The organism is Antarctobacter aquimaris (genome assembly GCF_900184945.1).
GTDB classification, from domain to species: Bacteria; Pseudomonadota; Alphaproteobacteria; order Rhodobacterales; family Rhodobacteraceae; genus Maliponia; species Maliponia aquimaris.
Genome location: NZ_FXYF01000007.1, coordinates 1 through 22,841, shown reverse-complemented (window position 1 = coordinate 22,841; position 22,841 = coordinate 1). Strand labels below are relative to the sequence as shown.

Sequence of the window (22,841 nt, the reverse complement as noted above, 5' to 3'; positions counted from 1 at the left end):
ATGCGGACGCAGAAAATCCTGTAACGCAACCTGACGCCCCCCGACCCTACCGTCGCCCGGCACGCCCTGTCGCGCAAGGAATAGTTCCGGCGCGCCTCAGCTCCGCGGACCCAAGAGGGCCACAGGCGCCCAGATCACGTCGTCGATGCGCGGCGCGGCGGTGGCCAGCATCACCAGCCGGTCAAAGCCCAGCGCGATGCCCGAGGCCGGCGGCATCAACGCCAGCGCAGACAGGAAATCCTCGTCGATCGGGTAACGCTCGCCATAGACGCGGGCCTTTTCGTCCATCTCCGCCGCGAAGCGGCGGCGTTGCTCGGCCGGGTCTGTCAACTCGCCAAAGCCGTTGGCAAGCTCGACCCCGCAGGCATAGACCTCGAAGCGTTCCGCCTCGCGCGGGTCGTCGGCGCAGGTGCGGGCCAGCGCTGCCTCGGCGGCGGGGTAACGGTCCAGCACGGTGATGCGGCCCATGCCGAGGTGCGGCTCGACCTTCTCGACCAGCACCTTGCTGAGAATGTCGGACCATGTGTCGTCCGCGGCGATGCGCACCCCTGTCGCCCCGGCCTGCGTGGCCAGGGCTTCCCGGACGGTGCCACCCGACGGGTCCAGCGTCGCCAGCAGGTCGATCCGGGCAAAGCGGTCAAACGCCTCGGCGACCGACAGCCGCTCGACCGGCTGGAACGGATCGCAGACATGGTCGCCAAAACGCAGCACGGAGCTGCCCGCCGCCTCGCACGCCAGCCGCAGCATGTCCGCCACGTCCTGCATCAGCACGGCATATTCCTCACCCACACGATACCATTCCAGCATGGTGAACTCGGGGCTGTGGCGCGCGCCGCGCTCGCGGTTGCGCCAGACATGGGCAAAGGAAAAGATCCGCGTCTCACCCGCCGCCAGCAGCTTTTTCATTGCGAACTCGGGCGAGGTGTGCAGGTACATGCGCCGCGCCACCCCGTCGTTGCCGATGGCCTCGGTGGCAAAGGCATGCAGGTGCGCCTCGTTGCCGGGGCTGAGTGCCAGCGCCGCCGGGTCGACCTCGGTGAAGTCCCGCTGCGCCAGAAGCGCGCGAATACCTGCCTGGATCCGGTTGCGCGCCAAGAGGACGGGCCGCCGGTCGGCATGTCGCGCCGGGCTCCACCACGGGGTTTCGCTCATCTCGTGCGCCTTATTTCTGGTGTTTTCCGCGAAGTTCGGCTAGGGCCGTCACCGATCAGGCGCATAACGCGCGCAACTGCCATCCACAAGGAAGACTCCCGTGAAAGTCATTGCCTCCTCGCTGCGCAAAGGCAACGTCGTCGACGTTGACGGGCGGCTCTACGTCGTCCTCAAGGCCGAGAATTTCCACCCCGGCAAAGGCACGCCGACCACCTCGGTCGACATGCGTCGCATTTCGGACGGGGTGAAGGTCTCGGAACGCTGGAAGACCACCGAACAGGTGGAAAAGGCCAACGTCGATGAACGGGAATGGGATTTCCTCTATGACGACGGCGAAGGCTTTCACTTCATGAACCCCGAGACCTTTGAGCAGGTCGCCGCCAGCCATGACGTGGTGGGCGACGACAAGGCCTACCTGGAGCCGGGGATGAAGGTGTTCCTGCGCACCTTCGAGGGCAATCCGATTGCTCTGGAACTGCCGCAGCGCATGACCGTCGAAATCGCCGAGACCGAACCGGTGGTCAAGGGCCAGACCGCGTCCTCCAGCTACAAGCCGGCGATCACCAACATCGGCGTGCGCGTCATGGTGCCGCCGCACATCGACGTGGGCACGCGGATCGTCATCAACACCGCCGACAACAGCTACGTCGAGCGCGCCAAGGACTGAGGTCGCGCCTTTCTGCCGAGCCACGAAAAAGGGCGCCCCGATCCCCCGGGGCACCCTTCTCTTTTCAGACCGTCCGCACTCAGGCGTCGAAACGGTCGGCGTTCATCACCTTGGTCCAGGCGGCCACGAAGTCGTTGACGAACTTCCCGGCGTTGTCGTCCTGGGCGTAGACCTCGGCGTAGGCGCGCAGGATCGAGTTCGAGCCGAACACCAGGTCGACGCGCGTCGCGGTCCACTTCGTCTCGCCGGTCTTGCGCGACTGGATCGCGTAGGTGCCGTCGCCGCCGGGGACCCACTTGTAGGACATGTCCGTCAGGTTGACGAAGAAGTCCGTGGTCAGCGCGCCGGCGCGGTCGGTGAACACGCCGTGCGCGCTGCCGCCGTGGTTGGCGCCCAGCGCCCGCATCCCGCCGATCAGGCAGGTCATTTCCGGCCCGCTCAGACCCATCAGCTGGGCGCGGTCCAGAAGCAGCTCTTCGGGGGTGACCACGTAGTCCTTCTTCAGCCAGTTGCGGAAGCCGTCGGCCACCGGTTCCAGCACGTCAAAGGATTCGGCATCGGTCATCTCCTGCGTCGCGTCGCCCCGGCCCGGCATGAAGGGCACGGTGACGTCAAAGCCCGCGGCCTTGGCCGCCTGCTCGACCCCGACGTTGCCCGCCAGCACGATCACGTCAGCGACGGACGCGCCCGAAGCCTTGGCGATCGGCTCCAGCACCGACAGCACCTTGGCGAGACGCGCAGGCTCGTTTCCTTCCCAGTCCTTCTGCGGGGCCAGGCGGATGCGCGCGCCGTTGGCACCGCCGCGCAGGTCCGACTGGCGGAAGGTCCGCGCGCTGTCCCAGGCGGTGGCAACCATGTCGGAGACCGACAGGCCGCTGGCGGCGATCTTGGCCTTCACCGCGTCCACGTCGTAGCCGGTGGCGCCTGCGGGGATCGGGTCCTGCCAGATCAGGTCCTCGGCCGGTGCATCGGGCCCGATGTAGCGGTTGCGCGGGCCCATGTCGCGGTGGGTCAGCTTGAACCACGCGCGGCCAAAGGCGTCGGCAAAGTACTCCGGATCGGCCATGAATTTCTGGCAGATCGCGTTGTAGGCCGGGTCCATCTTCATACCCATGTCGGCGTCGGTCATCATCGGCATCACACGCTTGGTCGGATCGGTGGGATCGACCGGCATGTGCTCTTCCTTGATGTTCACGGGGCGCCACTGGTTGGCGCCGGCGGGCGACTTGGTCAGCTCCCACTCGTAGCCGAACAACAGCTCGAAATAGCCCATGTCCCACTGGGTCGGATGGGTGGTCCAGGCGCCTTCGACGCCAGAGGTCACCGCGTTGCTGGCCTTGCCGTTCAGGTTCGGGTTGATCCAGCCAAAGCCCTGGTTCTCGATCGGCGCGGCCTCGGGTTCGGCGCCCAGTGCGCCCGCGTCGCCGTTGCCGTGCGCCTTGCCGACGGTGTGGCCACCGCAGGTCAGCGCCGCGGTTTCCACGTCGTCCATCGCCATGCGGGCGAAGGTCTCGCGCACCTGGGCTGCGGTCTTGATCGGGTCCGACTGGCCGTTCACGCCCTCGGGGTTCACGTAGATCAGGCCCATCTGCACGGCGGCCAGCGGGTTTTCCATGGTCTCCGGCTTGGACACGTCGTCATAACGATTGTCGGAGGGCGCCAGCCATTCCTTTTCCGCGCCCCAGTAGATGTCCTTTTCCGGGTGCCAGATATCCTCGCGGCCAAAGGAAAAGCCGTAGGTCTTGAGGCCCATCGACTCGTAGGCCATGTTGCCGGCCAGCAGGATCAGGTCGGCCCAGCTCAGCTTGTTGCCGTACTTCTTCTTGACCGGCCACAGCAGGCGGCGGGCCTTGTCGAGGTTGCCGTTGTCCGGCCAGCTGTTCAGAGGGGCAAAGCGGATGTTGCCCGCGCCGCCGCCGCCACGGCCGTCCGCCAGGCGGTAGGTCCCGGCCGAGTGCCACGCCAGGCGGATCATCAGGCCGCCGTAGTGGCCCCAATCCGCAGGCCACCAGTCCTGGCTGTCGGTCATCAGCGCCTTGACGTCGGCCTTGACGGCCTCGAAGTCCAGCTTGCGCACCTCTTCGCGGTAGTTGAAGTCCTTGCCCATCGGGTTGGACTTGGCATCGTGCTGGTGCAGGATGTCGAGGTTCAGCGATTTCGGCCACCAGTCGGTGACGGATGATCCCGTCACGGTGATCGCCCCATGCATCACCGGGCACTTGCCCCCTGCGATATCGTTCCCGTCCATGCTGTTCTCCCTTGGTCAAATTCGTCGGCGCGGACGCGTGTCCGCCCCGCTTTGTCAACTGGTTGCCCTCGCGATGTGGGCATCTGGCACCAGGGCACAAGTCCCCGAAGCAGGCGACTCACCTCCCTGCCAGGCTGGAACGGTTCTAACAAAGCCCCGTCATATCTTTAAGTTGTATTTTCTCATGACCTCTATAATCTTTTCTTATGAAAAACCTCACGCTTCGTCAGTTCCGCTATTTCGAAGCGCTGGCCCGCCACGGACACTTCGGACGGGCGGCGTCAGCCTGCTCGATCTCGCAGCCCGCGCTTTCGGTCCAGATCCGCGATCTGGAGGCGGAACTGGGCGCCCCCCTGTTCGAACGCGGTGCGCGGCAGGTGCGGCTGACCGCGCTGGGCGAGGAATGCCTGGCTCGTATCTCCGGCATCCTGCGGTCGGTGGACGAACTCGAGGACCTGGCCCGTGCCGCGCAGGGCGATCTGACCGGGCGGCTGCGGCTGGGCGTGATCCCGACCGTGGCGCCCTACCTTCTGCCCCGCCTTTTCCGCGACATTGCCAGGCGCCATGCCGGGCTGGACCTGCACATCCGCGAGACCCTGACACCGCGCCTGTTGCAGGAGTTGCACGAGGGCAAGATCGACGCCGCCATTCTTGCCTTGCCGGTCTCCGAACCGGGACTGGAAGAGGTCGCCCTGTTCGACGAGGCCTTTGTCTTTGTCCGCCCGCAGGCGGACGCCGGGAAACCCGTTCCAGATGGCGAAGCGCTGCAAAGGATGCGCCTGCTCCTGCTCGAAGAGGGCCACTGTTTCCGCGACCAGGCGCTGTCCTTCTGCAACATCACAGCGGCGGTGCCGCGTGACGGTCTGGACGGGTCGTCTTTGACGACGCTGGTGCAGATGGTCGGCGCGGGCCTGGGCGTGACGCTGATCCCGGAAATGGCGGTGCCGGTCGAAACCAGGTCAGCCGCCGTGTCGGTCGCACGGTTCGCCGCGCCCGAACCCGCGCGCACCATCGGCATGGTCTGGCGGAAATCGACTCCATTGGCCGAGCAGTTCCTCCGGATTGCCGAGACAGTACGTGCAACCGCGCGGTAAGGCACCACCGAGAGATGACTAAACGCAACTAATTTCAGGATATACTGACAACTCGAATGGATTTTCTTGCTCAAAGACAACAATTCCCGGCAAACGTCCGACAGCAACAACCAAAGAACCGTGCGGCGGTGGATCAGGGCGAACCCCGTCAAGATGCCAGCCGGGGCGCCTCTGCCGAGGGCTGAACGGCAATGCCATCGTCCATCAACCGGCCAATCTCACCCGAGGACAGCCGGGCGACATCGGCCAGCACCTCTTCGGTGTGCTGGCCCAGCACGGGTGCCGGGCGCGGATCCTGGCGCTCGTGTCCTTCGAACGTGAACGGCGAACCCGGGGTCAGGTAGCGGCCGATCCCCGGCTGGTCGATCTCGGCGAACATCGGGTTGTCGGTGGACAGATCCGGATCCTCGCGCAGCGCCTGTCCAAAGCTGCGGAAGACCGACCAGGTCACCCCTCCTTTGTCGAAAGCCTCTGCGAAATCAGACAGTTTGCGCTTGGCAAACCAAGGCGTCAGTACATTGGAGATCTCGGCCCGATAAGTCCAGCGGGTGCCTTCCTGCCCGAGGTCCACGCCCAGCCGCGCCGCGAGATACCCCATGTCCGTCGTCGTGTTCGTGACCTTCATCAGGTTCTGCCACTGTCGCGCGGTCAGGGCGATGACCATCACCCGGCGACCGTCAGCACAGACAAAATCCTGCCCGTAGGCACCATAGAGCGCGTTGCCGCTCTTGCTCCTCTCGGTGCCGTTGATGGCGACCTCGCCGATGATGCCGAGATGGCCCAGCATGGCCGCCGCCGCATCCTTCAACGTCAGGTCAACAAACTGCCCCAAGCCCTTGCGCAACCTATGCCTTTCAGCGGCGAGCAAACCGGACACCACCATGTTCCCGGCGATGCAATCCCAGGCGGGCAGCACATGGCTGACCGGCGCTCGCGACCCTTCCGGCCCGGTCGCCATGGGAAAGCCGATGGCCGGGTTCACGGTGTAGTCGACCGCCGGACGCCCGTGCCGGTCGCCGCGCAGGCTGACCATGCAGAGTTCCGCGCGCCGCGCCTTCAGCGTGTCGTAGTCGGTCCAGCCCCTGGCGGCCAGGTTGGTGATGAACAGCCCGGCATCCTTGCCCGGCGCGCAGATGATCTCCTGCGCGATCTCGCGCCCGCGCGGGGTCTTGACGTCCAGCGCGACAGAGCGTTTGCCCTTGTTCATCCCGGCCCAGAAAAGGCTTTGGCCCGAGGGCGTTACCGGCCAACGCCGAGCATCCAAACCACCCTGCGGCAGGTCAAACCGGATCACGTCCGCACCCATCTGCGCCAGCGTCATACCCGCCAGCGGCACCGCCACGAAGGCCGAGCTTTCGACGACACGCATGCCTTCCAGGATACCGCTCATCGCGCCCACTCCATCTTTGCCCGCAATCCGAGGTAGTTCTCGACCGTTGCCGTCCCGACTTCGATGGCACTGCCCTCGGGGGCCAAGGCGCCGACCAACCGCAAGTCGCTGTCGTGAAACATCGGATGCACCACGCGGTAGCTGAACCGCACGGGCGCTTTGCCGGTGTGCCGCTCTGCCGCCTCGATCGCCATGGTGGCCTGCATCGGCCCATGGACTACCAGCCCCGGATACTTTTCGACCTCGCGCGCGTACGGCAGGTCATAATGGATGCGGTGCGCGTTGTAAGTCGCTGCCGAGTAACGGAAAAGCCGAGTCTCGGTCATCACCACGCGCTCATCGTAGAGGCACCGTGCGGGCGCGGGCATGCGCCTGGGCGGGCGGAACTCCGGCGGGATGTCGAGGTAGACGATGTTCTGCTCTTCCTCGACCACGCCGCCCTGCGCGCCCGTGGTGACGTGGTCGACCGTGACAAAGGCCATCGGCCCGGCCTTGCCCTCCTTCGGCGTCACCCCGCGGATGGTCGAGACGCGGGTCAGCGCCTCGCCGACGTGAAAGACGCCGCGGAACCGCACGTCGCCGCCGGCCCACATCCGGCGGCGGAACGGCAGAGGCGGCAGGAAGCCACCCAGCGCCGGGTGGCCGTCCTCGCCCAGATCGCTCATCGGCACGAACTCTAGAAAGGCGACCCAGTGCCAGAGGCTTGGCAGCGCCATGCCGGCCCGCACCTCGCGCCGCGCCGACAAGTCGTGGCTGACGGCCGCGTTCAACATCTCCGCGAGGTTGGGTGTGACGCCGCCCTCGCGGGTCTCGGTCCGGCCGATCCAGTCCGCGTAGTTCGGCTGCAGGATGCGCGACGCCTGGCTCATGCCGCCGCCTTCATGGCCAGCATCCGCGCCACCGTCTCTCCCATGGCGGAGGGGTTCGGCGATACGGTGATGCCCACCGCCGACAGGATCTCGACCTTTTCCTGCGCGCTCTCGCCAAAGGCCGAGATGATCGCGCCCGCGTGGCCCATCTTGCGCCCCTTGGGCGCGGCGAGCCCGGCGATGTAGGCGGCGACCGGCTTTTTCATGTGGTCGCGCACATATTCCGCGGCCTCGGCCTCTTGTGGGCCGCCAATCTCGCCGATCATCAGGACGGCATCGGTTTCCGGATCGTTTTCAAAGAGTTCCAGGATGTCCTTGAAGCTGGAGCCATTGATTGGATCGCCGCCGATGCCGATGGAGGAGGAAATGCCGATGCCCAGTGCCTTCATCTGGCTGGCAGCCTCATAGCCCAGCGTGCCCGAGCGGCCGACGATGCCGACGCGCCCCGGAAGGTAGATGTGCGGCGGCATGATCCCCATGAAACCCTTGCCGGGAGAGATGATGCCCGCGCAGTTCGGCCCGATCAGACGCATCTTGCGGTCGCGCGGAAAGCGGCGGAGAAAGCGTTTCACCCGCATCATGTCCTGCGCCGGGATGCCGTCGGTTACGCAGACCGCCGTCTTGATGCCCGCATCCGCCGCCTCCATCATCGCGTCAGCGGCCCCGGCGGGCGGCACGAACAGCAGGGACGCCTCGGCCCCCGTCGCCTCGACCGCCTCGCGCACGGTGTTGAAGACGGGGCGGTTCAGCACCGTGGTGCCGCCCTTGCCGGGGGTGACGCCGGCAACGACCCTGGTGCCGTATTCGATCATCTCCTGGGCGTGGAATTGCCCGATGCGACCGGACAGGCCCTGGACGACAACCTTGGTTTTTTCGGTGATCAGGATGGCCATCTTGGGAACTCCTTATGCGGCAGCGGATTGCGGACGGGCGGCGACGGCGGCTTCGGCCGCCTCGGCCAGGGTGTCGGCGCTGAGGATCGGCAGGCCGCTGTCGCGGATGATCTTGCGCCCCTCCTCGACGTTGGTGCCGGACAGGCGCACCACGACCGGGATGGTGATCCCGACCTCCTTGTAGGCCTGCACCACCCCCTTTGCGATCCAGTCGCAGCGGTTGATGCCGGCAAAGATGTTCACGAGGATCACGCTGACCTTGGCGTCCGACAGCACGGTCCGGAAGGCCTGGCAGACCCGTTCGGGCGAGGCGCCGCCGCCGATGTCGAGAAAGTTTGCGGGCTGCCCGCCGGCCAGCTGGATCATGTCCATCGAGGCCATGGCGAGCCCCGCGCCGTTGATGATGCAGCCGATGTCGCCATCGAGGCCGACGTAGGCCAGCCCGTTGTCGGCGGCCATCGCCTCGCGCGGGTCCTCCTGGCTCGTGTCGCGCAGCGCGGCGACGCTGGGATGCTTGTAGAGCGCGTTGGTGTCGAACGACATCTTGGCGTCCAGCGCCACGAGCGTGCCCGCGCCGGTGATGACCAGCGGATTGATCTCGACCATCATGGCATCGAGGTCGCGGTAGGCGCGGTAGCAGGCACGCAGGAAGGTGGCGAACTGGTCGACCTGCCGCGGCTCCAGCTTCAGGCGAAAGCCGAGTTCGCGCGCCTGGTAGGGGGCAAGGCCCACCGCCGGGTCGATCACCATGCGCATCAGGCTGTCGGGGTCCTCGTGGGCGAGGTCCTCGATCTCCATCCCGCCGTGACGGGAGGCGACGATCATGATGCGCTCGGTCTTTCGGTCGAGAACAAAGCCCAAGTACAGCTCTTGCGCGATGTCCGAGGCTTCCTCGACCCAGAGGCGATAGACGCCCTTGCCGTTGGCATCGGTCTGCTTTGTCACAAGCTGCTTGCCCAACAGGCCCTTGGCGAAGTTGGCCACCTCGGTTTCGGACTTGCAGACCTTGACGCCGCCCGCTTCGCCGCGCCCGCCGGAGTGGATCTGCGCCTTGACGACCCAGGCCTTGCCGCCCAGTTCGCGGGCGCGGTAGGCCGCCTGCTCGGGCGAATAGGCCAGCCCGCCGCGCGGCACCGGCACGCCAAAGCTCTTGAGGATTTCCTTGGCCTGATGTTCGTGAATGTCCATGTGGTGTCCTCCCAGACTGGTGGCGTCACTCGGCGGCGACGGGGGCCGATTTGGCGGCGATGGCGGCGGCCATATCGATCACGTTGCGCGCCATCTTTTCGCTGGCGGCGTCGATCATCTTGCCGTCGAGGCTGGCAGCGCCCTTGCCCGCAGCCTCGGCGGCGCGCAGTTCGGCGATGATGCGCTGGGCCTTGGTGACCTCGGCCTCGGGCGGGCTGAAGACGTCGTTGGCCATGGCGATCTGGCTGGGGTGGATCGCCCACTTGCCCTCGCAGCCCAGCGCTGCCGCGCGGCGCGCCCCGGCGACATAGCCCTCGGGATCGCTGAAATCGCCAAAGGGGCCGTCGATCGCGCGCAACCCGTAGGCGCGGCAGGCGATGACCATGCGGGTGATCGAGGCGTGCCACTGGTCGCCCGGGTAGTCCGGGTTCAGCCCGCCGATGTTGACCGTGCGCGCCCGCATCGAGGCGGCGTAGTCGGCCACGCCGAAATGCAACGCCTCCAGCCGTCCGCCGAACTGCGCGATGGCCTCGACATTGGCCATGCCCAGCGCGGTTTCGATCAGCGCCTCGAGGCCGACGCGGCTGGTCAGCCCGCAGGCCTGTTCGATCTGGTTGATCATCGCCTCGACCATGTAGAGGTCCGCCGGGACGCCGACCTTGGGCACGAGGATCGTGTCGATCCGGTCGCCGGCCTGTTCCATCAGGTCGACCACGTCGCGGTACATGTAATGGGTGTCCAGCCCGTTGATCCGCACCGACACGGTCTTGCCCTTGCCGGACCAGTCGATGTCGTTCAGCAGCTGGATGGCGTTCTTGCGCGCCCGTTCCTTTTCCGGCGGTGCGACGGCGTCCTCGAGATCGAGAAAGACGTAGTCGGCGGCGCTGTCGGCGGCCTTTTCGACCAACGAAGGGTTGGAGGCAGGGACCGCCAATTCCGAACGGTGCAGGCGCTGCTTGCGGAGCGGGTGAAGCGTGTGGGACATGGGACGTGGCCTTTCTTCTGGCAAAACAGGGGTGTCCACCCCCGCAAAGGGGGCGCAGTCCGGGGAGCAGGCCCGGGAAGGGGTTTATTCGGCGGCGAGCACGCGCGAGGGGATTCCGGAAGCGAACCAGGCCTGCGCCGCGCCGACCCCGGCCCCCGGCACGACCCGGGCGCCCGCCCGCATCAGGGCCAGTTCGGCCAGCGAGAGGGCGGTCAGGACCATGCCCTCGTTGATGTCGCCGAGGTGGCCGATGCGGAACGCCTTGCCCGCCAGCGGGCCGAGACCCGCTCCAAAGGCGGCGTTGTAGTCATCCTCGGCGATGCGCAGCACCTCGCGGGCGTCGACGCCTTCGGGCACGCGCACGGCGGTCACCGTGTCGGAACAGGTGGTGCGCCATTCGGCGACCAGCGACAGGCCCAGCGCCTCGACGCCGCGGCGCAGGCCCTCAGCCAACCGCCTGTGGCGGGTGTGAACGGCGTGCAGCCCTTCGGCGTGCAGCCGGTCGAGCGCCACCCGCAGGCCCGACAGCAGGTCCGCGGGCACAGCGCCGGGGGCGCGCATGTCGTTGAAATCGTGGTAGGCGCGGCGCATCCGGGCCGTCATCGCGGCGTCCAGCGCCCGCGGACCCACCGCCAGCAGGGCCAGCCCCGCCGGCATCATCATGCCCTTGCGGCTGCCAGTGACGGCGATGTCCACACCCCAGGCGTCCATCGCAAAGGGCATCGAGCCGATGGACGAACTGCCGTCGACGAACAGCAGCGCCTCATGAAACGACGAGTCGAGCGCGCGCCGCACCGCCGCCAGATCCGACACGACGCCGGTCGAGGTCTCGCAATGGGTAACGAACACGGCCTTGATCTCGCCCTGCACGTCGGCGCCCAGCAGGCGGTCGATCTGGTCCACCGGCGCGGCGGCACCCCAGGGCGCATGGACCACCACTGGGTCCAGCCCCAGCATCGCGGCGAGGTCGCCCCAGAGCGTCGAGAACTGGCCGTGGCAGGCGACCAGCACCTTGTCGCCGGGGCTCAGCGTGTTGCTGGTCGCCGTCTCCCAGGCGGCGGTCGCGGTGCCCGGCTGGAACAGCATCTCGGCCTCGGTGGTGCCGAAGACCGGCCTCAGGTCGCGGACCAGCCCGGGCATGAGATCGCCCTGCGCCACGGTCGCCAGGCGCGGTCCCTGGGCCGGGACACGGGCCGGGCCGGGATTGAAGAGATGGGTCTGTCCGGTACGCATGACGGTCCTCCCAAACTGTCTGGCAGCACCATGGGACAGGACACGCTGAACACGAAGCAAAGCCGGGTCCTGCTGTAAACGCGAGAATTTACAAGTTGCGCAAATTGTGGATTTGTCATATTCAGTATACTGTCAAATACCATGAAGACCTACATCGGACCCCGCATGCGCCGGCTGCGCATCGAGCATGGACAGACCCAGGTGCAGATGGCCAAGGCGCTCGGCATCTCGACTTCCTATGTCAACCTGCTGGAAAAGAACGAGCGCAGCGTGTCGGTCCCGGTCCTGCTGAAGCTGTTCGAGGCTTACGGCGTCGACTGGCGCGACATTGCCGAGGATGACGACACCGCGCAGCTGGCCGACATCCGCGCCGTGTTGCAGGACCCGCTGTTCGAAGGCGGCCGCCCCGACCTGCCGCAGCTGCGCGCGGCACTGGCGCACTCGCCCGACCTGGCCGCCTGCTTTCTGAAGCTGCACCGCGCATACCTCGTCACCAATGACCAGTTGATGAGCGTCGGCAGCGTCGGAGAGGGCGGCCAGCGCGTGCTGCCGCAGACCTCCGAGGCCGTGGTGCACAACTTTTTCCGCAGCAACCGCAACCACTTCGAGACACTCGAAGAGGCCGCCGAAGGGTTCTGGCAGGGTGCGGAGGTCGCGCCCGATGATGTCTACCCGGCGCTGAAGGCGCGCCTGAAAGAGCGGCTGAACCTGCGCGTGCGCCTTGTCCCGGTGGCCGAGATGCCGGACAGCTTGCGCGAATACGACGAGGACCGCGGCGAGGTGCGCCTGTCCGAGGCGCTGGACCATCCCAACCGGATCTTTCAGCTGGTGCACGTCGCCGGTCTGATCGAGCAGAAGGACGCGCTGGACGCCATCCTGTCCCGCTCCGGCCTGGCGGATGCCAAGGGGCGCGCGCGCTGCCGGGTGGAGCTGGCCAACTACTTCGCCGCCGCCGTGCTGATGCCCTACGGCCGCTTTCTGGCAGAGGCGCTGGACAGCAAGTACGACTTTGACCACCTCGCCACCCGCTTTGGCGTCAGCTTTGAACAGGCCTGCCACCGCGCCACCACGCTGCAACGCAGCGGCGCGCGCGGCGTGCCGTTCTTCTTTCTGCGAATCGACAAGGCCGGGAATGTCACCAAGCGGTTCAACTCGACCGACTTTCACCTGGCGGAATACGGCGGCGCCTGCCCGCGGCTGGAGGTGCACGCGTCGTTCCGGACGCCCGGACTGATCGTGTCGCAGGTGGCCGAAATGCCGGACCGGTCGCAGTTCTTCGTCTTTGCGCGCACCGTGGACCGGCCCAGCTTTGCCCGCCACCGGCAGGACGTGCGGCTGGCCGTGGCCATGGGCTGCGCTGTCGAACACGTCTCCAGCATCGGTTATGCCGAGGAAATGAACCTGCGGGCGGCGCATGTGACCCCGATCGGCATCAACTGCCGCGTCTGCCCGCGCGCCAACTGTGACCAGCGTGCGCACCAGGCCGTGGTCCTGTCCGAGCCGGTCGACGAACGCCGACGCGGCGCCACCCGCTACGCGGTCTAGACCTGGCGGCCCGCACGGACGCAAACCTGCGAGGTTGACCGCCATGCACAGAGGCCTCTAGGTTCTTTTCAACTGTGGAGTTTGCATGTCAGACCGATGCTCGTAGAAGTACTGCAGAACGCCGCGCTTCTCAGCATTGCGGCGGCGGGAGTGTTCTGGCTTTACAAATCCCCCGGCACGTCCACCTCGCTGTTCGGCCTGCTGCTGATCGGCCTGCTGTACGGGGCAACGACCTTTCTGGTCACCATCACGCCGGTCACGCTGCCCGATGGTGCCACAGTCGATGCCCGGGCGGGGCCGGTCATCCTGGCCGGCATGCTGGGCGGGCCGCTGCCCGCCGCGATCGCCGCGGTGCTCGGCGGTTTCGGGCGCTGGTACGTGGGCGGCAACTTCGCGTTTTCCGGCGTTGTGGTCTATGTCCTGTATGCAGCCGTCGGAACCCTGACCTGGCATCGCCTGTACAAGGGGCCGCTCGGCGACGAGTTGGCGCCTGCCCGCGTGGCCCTGGCCGCTGCGCTCAGCGTCGGCTGCGCGTCGCTGATGTATTTCCTGATCGAACCACAGGAGAGGGCCGTGGCCTGGCTGGCCCAGGATCTGCCCTGGATCGCGGTGGCCAACGTGCTGTCGGTTGCGCTGACCGCGCTGATCGCCCAGGTCGCCATCGCCACCGGACGGCAAAGCGCGCTGCTGACAGACGCGCTCCAGACCCTCGAACTGGCCAAGAAGGCGGGCGGCATCGGTGTATGGGTCTATGACCTGAAACAGCAGCGCGCGACCTGGGACGAGGTCAACAAGAGGCTTCATGGTATCACCGCGCCGGGACTAACCGGGCGGTTCGAAGACTGGGAACGCACCGTCCACCCGGACGACCTGCCGCGGGTCAAGCTGGAATTCCAGGACGCGTTGAACGGCACGGGCGAGTACAACACGCAATACCGCGTCGTGCTGGGCGACGGCTCGACCCGTACGCTCAAGGGTGACGGCCTCGTGCAACGGGACGCATCCGGCGCCCCCCTGCGCATCGTCGGCACCAATTTCGATCTCACACCGCTCGTCCATCAGGAAAAGGAATTGCAGGAATCGCGCGCCATCGCCGCGCAGGCGCAGAGACTGGACACCATCGGCAAGCTGACCGGCGGCGTGGCCCACGACTTCAACAACCTTCTGGCGATCATCCAGGGCAACCTTGAATTCCTGCTGGAGGACGAAGACCAGAAACAGCTCCCGCCCGAGGAACGGCTGGACATCCTGACCAGCGCCATTTCCGCAACCCGCCGGGGCGGCGAGCTGACCCGCAGCATGCTGGCCTTTGCGCGGAAATCGCACCTGGCCCCGACGGCGATCCGGATCAACGACGTAGTCCGCGAAACCGAGAACTGGATCGCCCGGGCGATTCCGTCGTCGATCGAGTTCGACACCAGCCTGCAACACAACCCCTGGCCGCTCAGCCTGGACCTGGCCAGCCTGCAAAGCGCGATCGTCAACATCATCGTGAACGCCCGGGACGCGATGCCCCGCGGCGGCAAGCTGACCATCGAGACGCTGAACGTCCGGATCGACAAGGACTATGCCACGGCGCTGGACGAGGCCGTGCCCGAAGGGCGCTACGTCATGCTGGCGATCACCGACACCGGCAGCGGGATCGACCCCAAGCTTTTGCCGAACGTCTTCGACCCCTTCGTCACCAGCAAGGAGCTTGGCTTTGGCACCGGCCTTGGCCTGTCGATGGTGCAGGGGTTTGCGCGGCAAAGCGGCGGCTTCGTCAAGATCTATTCCGAGCCGGGTGTTGGCACCTGCGTCAAGCTGTACTTCCCGGTGTCCGGCAAGGAAGAGATCACCTTCGACCCGGTGGCCGACCCCCAGGCCGCCGGCGCCGCCGCGGGGGCCAAGGGCCGGATCCTTGTGGCCGAGGACCAGCTGGAGGTGCTGTCGGTCATCGTGCGGGTGCTGAAATCGGCCGGCTACCAGGTCGAGGCCGCCACCAGCGGCGACGACGCCTACGCCCTGTTCCGGGAGTCCGGTCCCTATGACCTGCTGCTGACCGACGTCGTCATGCCCGGGAAGCTGCGCGGCCCCGAACTGGCCAAGGCCTGCCGCGCCCAGGACCCCGACCTGCCGGTGATCTTCATGTCAGGCTATGCCAGCGAGGCGACGGTACACGGCAACGGGCTGCGCGCCGAAGACATCCGGCTGATGAAACCGGTTCCCAAGATCGAGCTTCTGGCCACCGTCCGGCAATGCCTCGAGGACACGCAACCCGACGAATAGGCGGCTGCCTCACCAATCCAGCACGACCTTGCCCGACTTGCCCGATTTCATCGCCGCGAACCCCTCCTCATAGCGATCCACCGGAAACCGGTGAGTGATGACGCGGGACACGTCCAGCCCGTTCTCCAGCATGGCGATCATCTTGTACCAGGTCTCGAAGATCTCGCGACCGTAGACGCCCTTGATGGTGATCGCCTTGAACACGATGCGCGACCAGTCGACCGGCGACTTGCCCGGCGGAATGCCCAGCAGCGCGATGCGGCCGCCCATCACCAGCGTCTCGACCATCTGGTCGAGCGCGGCCTGGTTGCCCGACATTTCCAGCCCGACGTCAAAGCCCTGTTTCATCTTCAACCGCGCCACGACGTCCCTCAGATCCTCCGTCGCCACGTTCACCGGAACGACGTCGGTCACCCGCTCGGCCAGCGCCAGCCGGTCCGGGTTCACGTCCGTGATCACCACGTGGCGCGCGCCGACATGCCGCGCCACCGCCGCCGCCATGATGCCGATCGGCCCCGCGCCGGTGATCAGCACGTCCTCGCCCACCAGATCGAAACTCAACGCGGTGTGCACGGCGTTGCCCAGCGGGTCGAGGATGGCGCCGATCTCGTCCGGGATCTCGTCCGGCAGCGGCACCACGTTGAACGCCGGCAGGCGCAGGTACTGGGCAAAGGCGCCCGGTTCGTTCACGCCGATGCCGCGCGTCTGCGGATCGAGGTGGAACTTGCCCGCGCGCGACTGGCGCGACTGCTTGCCGATCAGGTGGCCCTCGCCGCTGCACCGCTGGCCGATCTTCAGGTCGGTCACGTTGCGGCCCAGTTCGACGATCTCTCCTGCGAACTCATGCCCGGTGACCAGCGGCACCGGCACCGTGCGTTGCGCCCAGTCGTCCCAGTTCCAGATGTGAATGTCGGTGCCGCAGATGCCGGTGGAGCGGATGCGGATCAGCACATCGTCCGGCCCGATCTCGGGCACCGGAACGCGCTGCATCCACAGCCCTTCCTCGGGCCTTGTCTTGACCAGCGCCTTCATTTCATTGCTCATCGGATCACTCCCAACTCGCGGCCCACGGCCCCGAAAGCCTCCAGCGCGCGGTCCAGGTCCTCGCGCGTCAGGGCGGCACTCATCTGCGTGCGGATGCGCGCCTGTCCGCGCGGCACCACTGGAAAGAAGAAGCCCGAGACATAGACGCCCCGGTCGAACAGCCGCGCCGCCATCTCCTGCGCCAGCTTGGCCTCACCCAGCATCACCGGGATGATCGGGTGTTCGCCGGGCAGCAGGTCAAAGCCGAGGTCGGTCAGCCCGGCGCGCCAATACGCGGCATTCTCGAACAGCCGCGCGCGCAGGTCATCGCCCTCTTCGACCAGGCGGAGCGCCTCGATCCCGGCGGCCACCACCGCGGGGGGCAGCGCGTTGGAAAACAGGTAGGGCCGCGCGCGTTGGCGCAACAGGTCGATCACCGGCTGCGGCCCGGCGATGTAGCCGCCGATGGCGCCGCCCAGCGCCTTGCCCAGGGTGCCGGTCAGAATGTCGACATCGACGCCGAAGTGCGCCGGGGTCCCCTGCCCCTTCGGCCCCATGAAGCCGGTGGCGTGGCAATCGTCGACCATCACCAGCGCATCGTATTTACGGGCCAGTTCGGTGATCTCCGGCAGCTTCGCCAGGTATCCGTCCATCGAGAACACGCCATCCGTGGCGATCATGACGAACCGCGCGCCCTCGTCGCGGGCCTTCTTCAGCTGCGCCTCCAGGTCTGCCATGTCGGAATTCGCGTAGCGGTAGCGCCGCGCCTTGCACAAGCGGATGCCGTCGATGATCGAGGCGTGGTTCAGTGCGTCCGAGACGATGGCATCCTCGGGTCCCAGCAGCGGCTCGAACAGCCCGCCGTTGGCATCGAAACAGGCGGCAAAGAGGATCGAGTCGTCCTTGCCCAAGAACCGCGCCAGCTTTGTCTCAAGCTCGCGGTGGATGTCCTGCGTGCCGCAGATGAACCGGACCGAGGCCATGCCGTAGCCCTTCGGCTCCAACGCGCCCTTGGCGGCGTCGATCAGCGCGGGGTGATCGGCAAGGCCGAGGTAGTTGTTGGCGCACAGGCAGATCATGCGTCGTCCATCGACGGTGATCTCGCCGCCCTGCGGCGAGGTGATCAGGCGTTCGCGCTTCATCAGGCCCTCGGCCTCGATCCCGGCCAGGGTCTCTGTCAGATGGGTGAGGAATCGCTGGGTCATGAGGGCCTCCTTGCCATTAGATGCTAACATAACGGAGGCGCGTCCAGAATAGGGGAAATTCAGGATAACGGATATTTTTCCGGGATGACGTCCGCCTCAGGCGTCCTTCACCACGAGAAAGACCCGCGACGGCACCACGGCCGCGATCCGGTGCGGCACATCCGCGGCATAGCGCGCGGTATCGCCCGCGCGGACCCGCTCGGTCCCGCCGCCGCTGGTGACCTCGACCTCGCCCTCGAACACGCTCAGGTGCTCGCTTGCGCCGCGGCTGTGCGGCAGGCTGTCCAGCACGCCTCCGGCCGCGAACCGCAGTTCGTAGACCTCGTGGCGGCCGGCCTCTTCGGGCGGCGACAGGATGCGGATCCTGCACCCGCTGCCGCGGTTTTCGATGGACGGCACATCGCTGGCGCGCAGCACGTCGATCTGGCGCGCGGGCGCCTCTTCCAGCAGGCCGGCGAAATCCACCTGCAAGGCGCGCGTCAGGTTCCACAGCGTGGCGATGGTGGGCGAGGATTCGCCCCGCTCGATCTGGCTGACCATGCTGCGCGAGACGCCCGACAGTTTGGCCACCGCGTCCAGCGACAGGCCTTGCGCGCGGCGCGCTTCCTTGAGGCGCGCCGGAAGCCTGGCCAAGATGGCGTCGGGATCATCCGTCATACCGGAGGAATACTGCGCCGGCACCCCCGCCGCAAGTGCGGCCGTGTTATCCGGCACAGGCCATGAATTCGGGGATCGCCGCCGGACGGCCAAAAAGGTAGCCCTGCGCCCAGTCGGCCCCCAGGGCCCGCGCCACGTCCAGGTGGCGTTCGGTCTCGACCCCCTCGACCACGCTGATGGCACCAGTCGACCGGCTCAGATCGACCATGCCGCGCAGGATTTCCATGTCACGCGGCGACCGTTCCGCCATGTGCAGGAAATGCTTGTCCACCTTGACGATGTCGACCGGGATTTTCTGCAACCGCTCCAGCGTCGACCGCCCGATGCCGAAATCGTCCAGCGCCACCCGGATGCCCCGATCGCGCAACGCGGCGACAACTTCGCAAATCCGGTCTTTGTCGCAGTCGACAATGGTCTCGACCAGTTCAAAGACCACCCGGTCATAGGGCACGTCGCCGACCAGTGTGCTCACCCAATCGACACCATGGTGGGCGACCTGATCGAGAAAGCTGGTCGAGATATTGAAGGAAATGAACACGTCCCGTTCATGCGCCGCCCAGGCGGCCGTGCGGTGCGCGGCGTCCAGCGGCGGCTTGGTCCGCGCGTCGTAGGCGCTTGTCATGGTGTCGAGAAACTGCGCGGGACCGATGACCTCGCCCGTTGGCCTTTGCCAGCGGACCAGCGCCTCGTACCCTTGTGGGCGCAGGGTCGACAGATCGACGATCGGCTGGACGTGGTAACCGATTTCGCCCCTTTGCAGGGCAAGGCGGACTTCCTCGACCGAGGGCCTTGGCCGTCTCGCGGGCATCTCGCCCCCGGTCATGAACACCGCGCGTTTCCCGCCCGCCTTCCTGGCCGCGACCAGCGCCCAGTCGGCCCGGGTCAGCGCCTCGCTCACGGTCATGCCGCAGGTGACGGATACGACACCGGCCGTCGCCTTGCGCGTGACCGTCAATTCGCCGACGGTGACCGCCGCGGTTCGCACCGCCTGCAGGATCGAATCGACCAGGGCGGAGATCTCGGAGTCGCGGACGCCCCGCGACAGCACCAGGAATTCATCCCACTCCAGCCGCGCCACGATGCCACGACCGGCGATCGCCTCGTCAATTGCCCCCGCGATGATCCGCAAAAGTCGATCGCCGACAAGGTGGCCGTAATCTATGTTCACGCTCTGGAAATCATCGATATCGAGCAGGACGACATAATCCCCCGGGCGGGCATGTTGTGCGAAGTGGTCAAAGAAATACTGCCGGGACGGGATGCCTGTGCGCGTGTCGACCATCAACTGGCGCTCAAGGTCCGACACGCGGTCCTGCAATTGAACCAGTTGGCACCGCTTGCGGTCTTGGGCGTTTTGGAGAAGCGACTTCAACCACATATTGCAGCACATGCCTCTAAAAGCTGCTTACACGTGTATTGAACAGGCACTCCGCGAAAATGAAAAGTACCCTTTCGCATACAAAGCCTCATTTCCTCGGAGTCGCGCTTTTCGGGTCTCGGGCATGCGGCGCGCACAACGGCGCTTTCCCTTGCCGACCGATCATGCAAACTGACGTTGAAAGTCGACCGACCGCAGGAGTTCGCATGACCGATGATCATCATTCGACCCATGACGCCGCCCCGGACGCCCGCAACGATCACATCCGCATCTATGTCGATGGCCAGATCGTGCATCGCGACGAGGCGCGCGTGTCGGTCTATGACAGCGGGTTCCTCCTGGGCGACGGCATCTGGGAAGGGTTGCGGCTGTACGACGGCCATATTCCCTTTCTCGACGATCACCTTGACCGGCTTTTCGAGGCGGCGCTTTATCTCGATCTCGAGATCGGCAAATCACGCGCGGAAATGACCCAGGCGATCTGGGACACGCTGGCGGCCAACGAAATGACCACGGATGTGCATATCCGGCTGATGGTCACGCGGGGGCGCAAGCGAAAGCCGTTCCAGCACCCGCATCTCAGCGTCTACGGTCCGACCATCGTCATCATCGCCGAGCATTCGAAACCGGATGACAGCATTATCGAACGCGGTATTTCGCTGTTTACCGTGCCGCATCACCGCGGATTGCCGTTGACGCAGGATGCCAAGCTGAATTCCCATTCCAAGCTGAACTGCATCATCGCCCTGAATCACGCGGTCCGGTCCGGCGCGGACGAGGCGCTGATGCTGGACCCGTTCGGTTTCGTGAACACCACCAACGCCTGCAACTTCTTCATCGTGCGCAAGGGCGCGGTCTGGACCTCCACGGGTGACTACTGCATGAACGGTATCACCCGGCAAAGGGTCATCGACCTGTGCCGCGCCAACGACATCCCGGTGTTCGAGCGCAATTTTTCCCTGGTCGACACCTACGGCGCCGACGAGGCCTTTCTCACCGGCACCTTTGGCGCGCAGACGCCTGTATTCCACATTGACGGACGGGTGATCAGCGGCGGCGTGGCGGGGCCGGTGTTTCACCGCATCCGCGCGCTCTACAAGGACCTGATCCGCCAGTCCCGCGACTGATCCACGTTAGACAAAGACCAGGTCGCCCGCGTCCAGCATGGTGACACCCCAGAAGGCAATGGCGTTCGCCGCCGCCGCGTCGAAGGCAAGGACAAGCGCGCCCGCGTCGATATCGACCTGCGCACTCAACGCGGCGTCCGCGGCGTCGATCACGCCGTCGCCGGTGACGTCGAAATCGGTGAAATCGGCGTACCCCGCAGGCGCCCCGGAGATGCGGGCCACATCCGCACCGCCGACGCCGAAGTCGTCGATCACGTCCTGCCCAAAGGCGCCGATGAACTCGAACGTGTCCGCGCCGTCGCCGCCGCGCAGGAAATCGTGCCCCGTCCCGCCGTTCAGGGTGTCGTTTCCCTCCTGCCCCGCCAGCACGTCGAAGTGGCTGCCGCCGGACAGGCTGTCATCCCCAGCACCGGAATAGACCACGTCATGCCCGCCTTCGGCATAGAGGGTGTCCTGCCCGGGGCCGTCCGACATCGTATCGTTGCCCATCCCGCCCAACAGAACGTCGTTGCCGGCCTGGCCCGCGATCACATCGTTGCCGAAACCGCCATCTAGGATGTCATGGCCCTCCCAGCCTTCGAGATGGTCATGTCCCGCCTCACCCTTGACCACGTCGTTGCCAAGACCGGCCAGGATGCGGTCGTTGCCCTCGCCGCCCTCAAGGGCGTCGTCCCCGGCGAACCCGTACATCAGGTCATCCCCCGCCCCGCCGAGCAGGTCGTTGATGCCGGGTGTGCCTTCGACGGTGTCGTTCCCGTCTCCCATGATGACGCCTTCGATGTCCATCAGGACGTCAAACGCATGGTCAGGGTCAGCGGTGGCGATATAGCCGTTCCAAAGCCGGACGAAGACATCGCTGTCGGCGCTCCGGAAAGACACCCGGTTGTAATCGCTCCGGCTGCCGTCCAGCGTATCGGCGCCGGGGCCGCCATCCATCTCGGTCGCATAGATGCCGCTGATCAACTGGTCGTCGCCGGGACCGCCCCACATGATGTTGCCAGCGTCCCCGCCGATGATCGTGTCATCGCCCGACCCGCCGACCACGGTTTCGAACTGCATCGACACCCGGTCGCCGATCGCGACCGGATCGACCGAAGTCAGAACCGCCCAGTAGGACGCGCCGTTGCTGAAGTCGAGATGCACGCCCATCTTGGTGTTGGAGTAATCCAGCGTGTCGTAGTCGGTGCCGCCGATCAGCGTGTCAGGTCCAAGCCCCGGCACCAGCCAATCGTTGCCGGAACTCCCGTCGAGGTAATCCGCACCCGGCCCGGCGATCAGCGTGTCGTCGTTGGTCCCACCATAAAGACGGTCGTTGCCCAGATGCCCTTCCAGCAGATCGTTTCCGCCGAAGCCGTTGAGCGTGTCGTTCCCGGCAAGTCCCATCAGCCAGTCCGAAAAACTGGTGCCGCTGTTCGCGTCGTTGCCGTCGGTCGCGTTGCCGATGATCACGCCATTGACCGGATTTGCCATGGCTCCCTCTCCCTTGTGGTCAAGTTCCCCGCGCAACTCCCGACTTCAGATTAGGCCGCTTCCCCGCACGCCGCATTGATCCGGAGCAAATCGCAGGGGTGCCGCGCCCCGAGGCGTGGCGGGGGCGCAACGCCCAGTTTGGGCGCGCCCTGATCGAGCTGCGCGGCGTGCAGGAGGGCACCGCCGCCCGGCTGACCACCTCATCTTCGGACTTCATGCAGGGTGACCTGCCCCCTGCCAGTCCCTCACTCATGACGAGAGTCTGCAAGTTGGATTTTGGTATTCGGCTTCCCCGTCTGGCGCAAGCGCGCCGGGCGCGGAGCCCTCACATTGCTCAAGCGTCCGGCGCGCTTGCTGCGGCGTCTGGTTGGCCAGGGACGAGTGCGGTCTGACCGCATTGTCGTCGTAACGCCAGAGGGCCAGCTTTCGCCGTGCGTCATCCAGACTGT

General features: G+C 66.2%; 19 protein-coding genes. 5 read left to right on the top strand and 14 right to left on the bottom strand.

Features of this window, described 5'->3' with window-relative positions; all coding sequences use genetic code 11:
- Positions 1-96: 96 nt before the first annotated feature.
- Positions 97-1,152 carry an EF-P lysine aminoacylase EpmA gene (epmA, locus tag MAA8898_RS13455; protein ID WP_094021550.1) on the bottom strand — a complete coding sequence of 352 codons (1,056 nt, stop codon included), beginning with the start codon at positions 1,150-1,152 and terminating at the stop codon, positions 97-99.
- Positions 1,153-1,252: 100 nt separating this feature from the next.
- Here epmA and efp point away from each other — a divergent pair, with 100 nt between their 5' ends.
- A complete protein-coding gene (gene efp, locus MAA8898_RS13450) occupies positions 1,253-1,819 on the top strand; it encodes an elongation factor P (protein WP_094021549.1) in 567 nt (188 codons plus the stop codon).
- A 79-nt stretch (positions 1,820-1,898) separates the two neighbouring features.
- Here the strand turns inward: efp and katG are convergent, their stop codons facing one another.
- Complete coding sequence (gene katG / locus MAA8898_RS13445) at positions 1,899-4,067, bottom strand: catalase/peroxidase HPI (protein ID WP_094021548.1); 2,169 nt, start codon at positions 4,065-4,067, stop codon at positions 1,899-1,901.
- Positions 4,068-4,273: 206 nt separating this feature from the next.
- Between katG and MAA8898_RS13440 the strand changes: the two genes are divergently transcribed.
- Positions 4,274-5,161: a hydrogen peroxide-inducible genes activator gene (locus MAA8898_RS13440; protein WP_094021547.1), complete on the top strand. Its 888-nt coding sequence runs from the start codon at positions 4,274-4,276 to the stop codon at positions 5,159-5,161.
- Between the two features lie 148 nt (positions 5,162-5,309).
- On the opposite strand, the gene MAA8898_RS13435 is transcribed toward MAA8898_RS13440, so the two are convergent.
- The 6 genes from MAA8898_RS13435 to MAA8898_RS13410 form a co-directional block, all read right to left on the bottom strand.
- Positions 5,310-6,551, bottom strand: a complete 1,242-nt coding sequence (locus MAA8898_RS13435) for a CoA transferase (protein ID WP_094021546.1) — start codon at positions 6,549-6,551, stop codon at positions 5,310-5,312.
- Positions 6,548-7,420: an HTD2 family dehydratase gene (locus tag MAA8898_RS13430; protein ID WP_094021545.1), complete on the bottom strand. Its 873-nt coding sequence runs from the start codon at positions 7,418-7,420 to the stop codon at positions 6,548-6,550. The genes MAA8898_RS13435 and MAA8898_RS13430 overlap by 4 nt, the downstream gene beginning before the upstream one ends.
- On the bottom strand, positions 7,417-8,313 hold the full coding sequence (gene sucD / locus MAA8898_RS13425; RefSeq protein ID WP_094021544.1) for a succinate--CoA ligase subunit alpha: 897 nt from the start codon (positions 8,311-8,313) through the stop codon (positions 7,417-7,419). The genes MAA8898_RS13430 and sucD overlap by 4 nt, the downstream gene beginning before the upstream one ends.
- A gap of 12 nt (positions 8,314-8,325) precedes the next feature.
- A complete protein-coding gene (locus MAA8898_RS13420; protein ID WP_094021543.1) occupies positions 8,326-9,501 on the bottom strand; it encodes a malate--CoA ligase subunit beta in 1,176 nt (391 codons plus the stop codon).
- A 25-nt stretch (positions 9,502-9,526) separates the two neighbouring features.
- Positions 9,527-10,486, bottom strand: coding sequence for an HpcH/HpaI aldolase/citrate lyase family protein (locus MAA8898_RS13415; protein WP_094021542.1), 960 nt, complete (start codon positions 10,484-10,486; stop codon positions 9,527-9,529).
- An 84-nt stretch (positions 10,487-10,570) separates the two neighbouring features.
- The gene (locus MAA8898_RS13410) at positions 10,571-11,719 is read right to left on the bottom strand and encodes a pyridoxal-phosphate-dependent aminotransferase family protein (RefSeq protein ID WP_094021541.1); all 1,149 of its coding nucleotides are present in this window, start codon (positions 11,717-11,719) and stop codon (positions 10,571-10,573) included.
- Between the two features lie 141 nt (positions 11,720-11,860).
- Between MAA8898_RS13410 and MAA8898_RS13405 the strand changes: the two genes are divergently transcribed.
- Positions 11,861-13,264: a helix-turn-helix domain-containing protein gene (locus MAA8898_RS13405; RefSeq protein ID WP_094021540.1), complete on the top strand. Its 1,404-nt coding sequence runs from the start codon at positions 11,861-11,863 to the stop codon at positions 13,262-13,264.
- A 96-nt stretch (positions 13,265-13,360) separates the two neighbouring features.
- Positions 13,361-15,532, top strand: a complete 2,172-nt coding sequence (locus MAA8898_RS13400) for an ATP-binding protein (protein WP_094021539.1) — start codon at positions 13,361-13,363, stop codon at positions 15,530-15,532.
- Positions 15,533-15,541: 9 nt separating this feature from the next.
- Here the strand turns inward: MAA8898_RS13400 and tdh are convergent, their stop codons facing one another.
- The 4 genes from tdh to MAA8898_RS13380 all read right to left on the bottom strand — a co-directional run bounded on the left by tdh (position 15,542) and on the right by MAA8898_RS13380 (position 19,795).
- The gene (gene tdh / locus MAA8898_RS13395) at positions 15,542-16,576 is read right to left on the bottom strand and encodes an L-threonine 3-dehydrogenase (RefSeq protein WP_094021538.1); all 1,035 of its coding nucleotides are present in this window, start codon (positions 16,574-16,576) and stop codon (positions 15,542-15,544) included.
- Entirely contained in the window at positions 16,573-17,760 is a 1,188-nt protein-coding gene (locus MAA8898_RS13390) for a glycine C-acetyltransferase (protein WP_094021537.1), read from the bottom strand. Before MAA8898_RS13390 ends, tdh begins: the two co-directional genes overlap by 4 nt.
- Positions 17,761-17,856: 96 nt before the next feature.
- Complete coding sequence (locus tag MAA8898_RS13385) at positions 17,857-18,417, bottom strand: helix-turn-helix domain-containing protein (protein ID WP_094021536.1); 561 nt, start codon at positions 18,415-18,417, stop codon at positions 17,857-17,859.
- Positions 18,418-18,463: 46 nt separating this feature from the next.
- Positions 18,464-19,795 (bottom strand): EAL domain-containing protein, encoded by a 1,332-nt coding sequence (locus MAA8898_RS13380; protein ID WP_281252880.1) that lies wholly within the window; start codon positions 19,793-19,795, stop codon positions 18,464-18,466.
- 206 nt (positions 19,796-20,001) lie between these two features.
- On the opposite strand from MAA8898_RS13380, the gene MAA8898_RS13375 reads away from it, so the two are divergent.
- Positions 20,002-20,922 (top strand): aminotransferase class IV, encoded by a 921-nt coding sequence (locus MAA8898_RS13375; protein WP_094021534.1) that lies wholly within the window; start codon positions 20,002-20,004, stop codon positions 20,920-20,922.
- A gap of 6 nt (positions 20,923-20,928) precedes the next feature.
- Here MAA8898_RS13375 and MAA8898_RS13370 read toward each other — a convergent pair whose 3' ends face one another.
- The gene (locus MAA8898_RS13370) at positions 20,929-22,392 is read right to left on the bottom strand and encodes a calcium-binding protein (RefSeq protein ID WP_094021533.1); all 1,464 of its coding nucleotides are present in this window, start codon (positions 22,390-22,392) and stop codon (positions 20,929-20,931) included.
- Between the two features lie 249 nt (positions 22,393-22,641).
- The coding region (locus MAA8898_RS13365) for an integrase core domain-containing protein (protein WP_141194852.1) at positions 22,642-22,841 on the bottom strand (200 nt) is incomplete at its 5' end.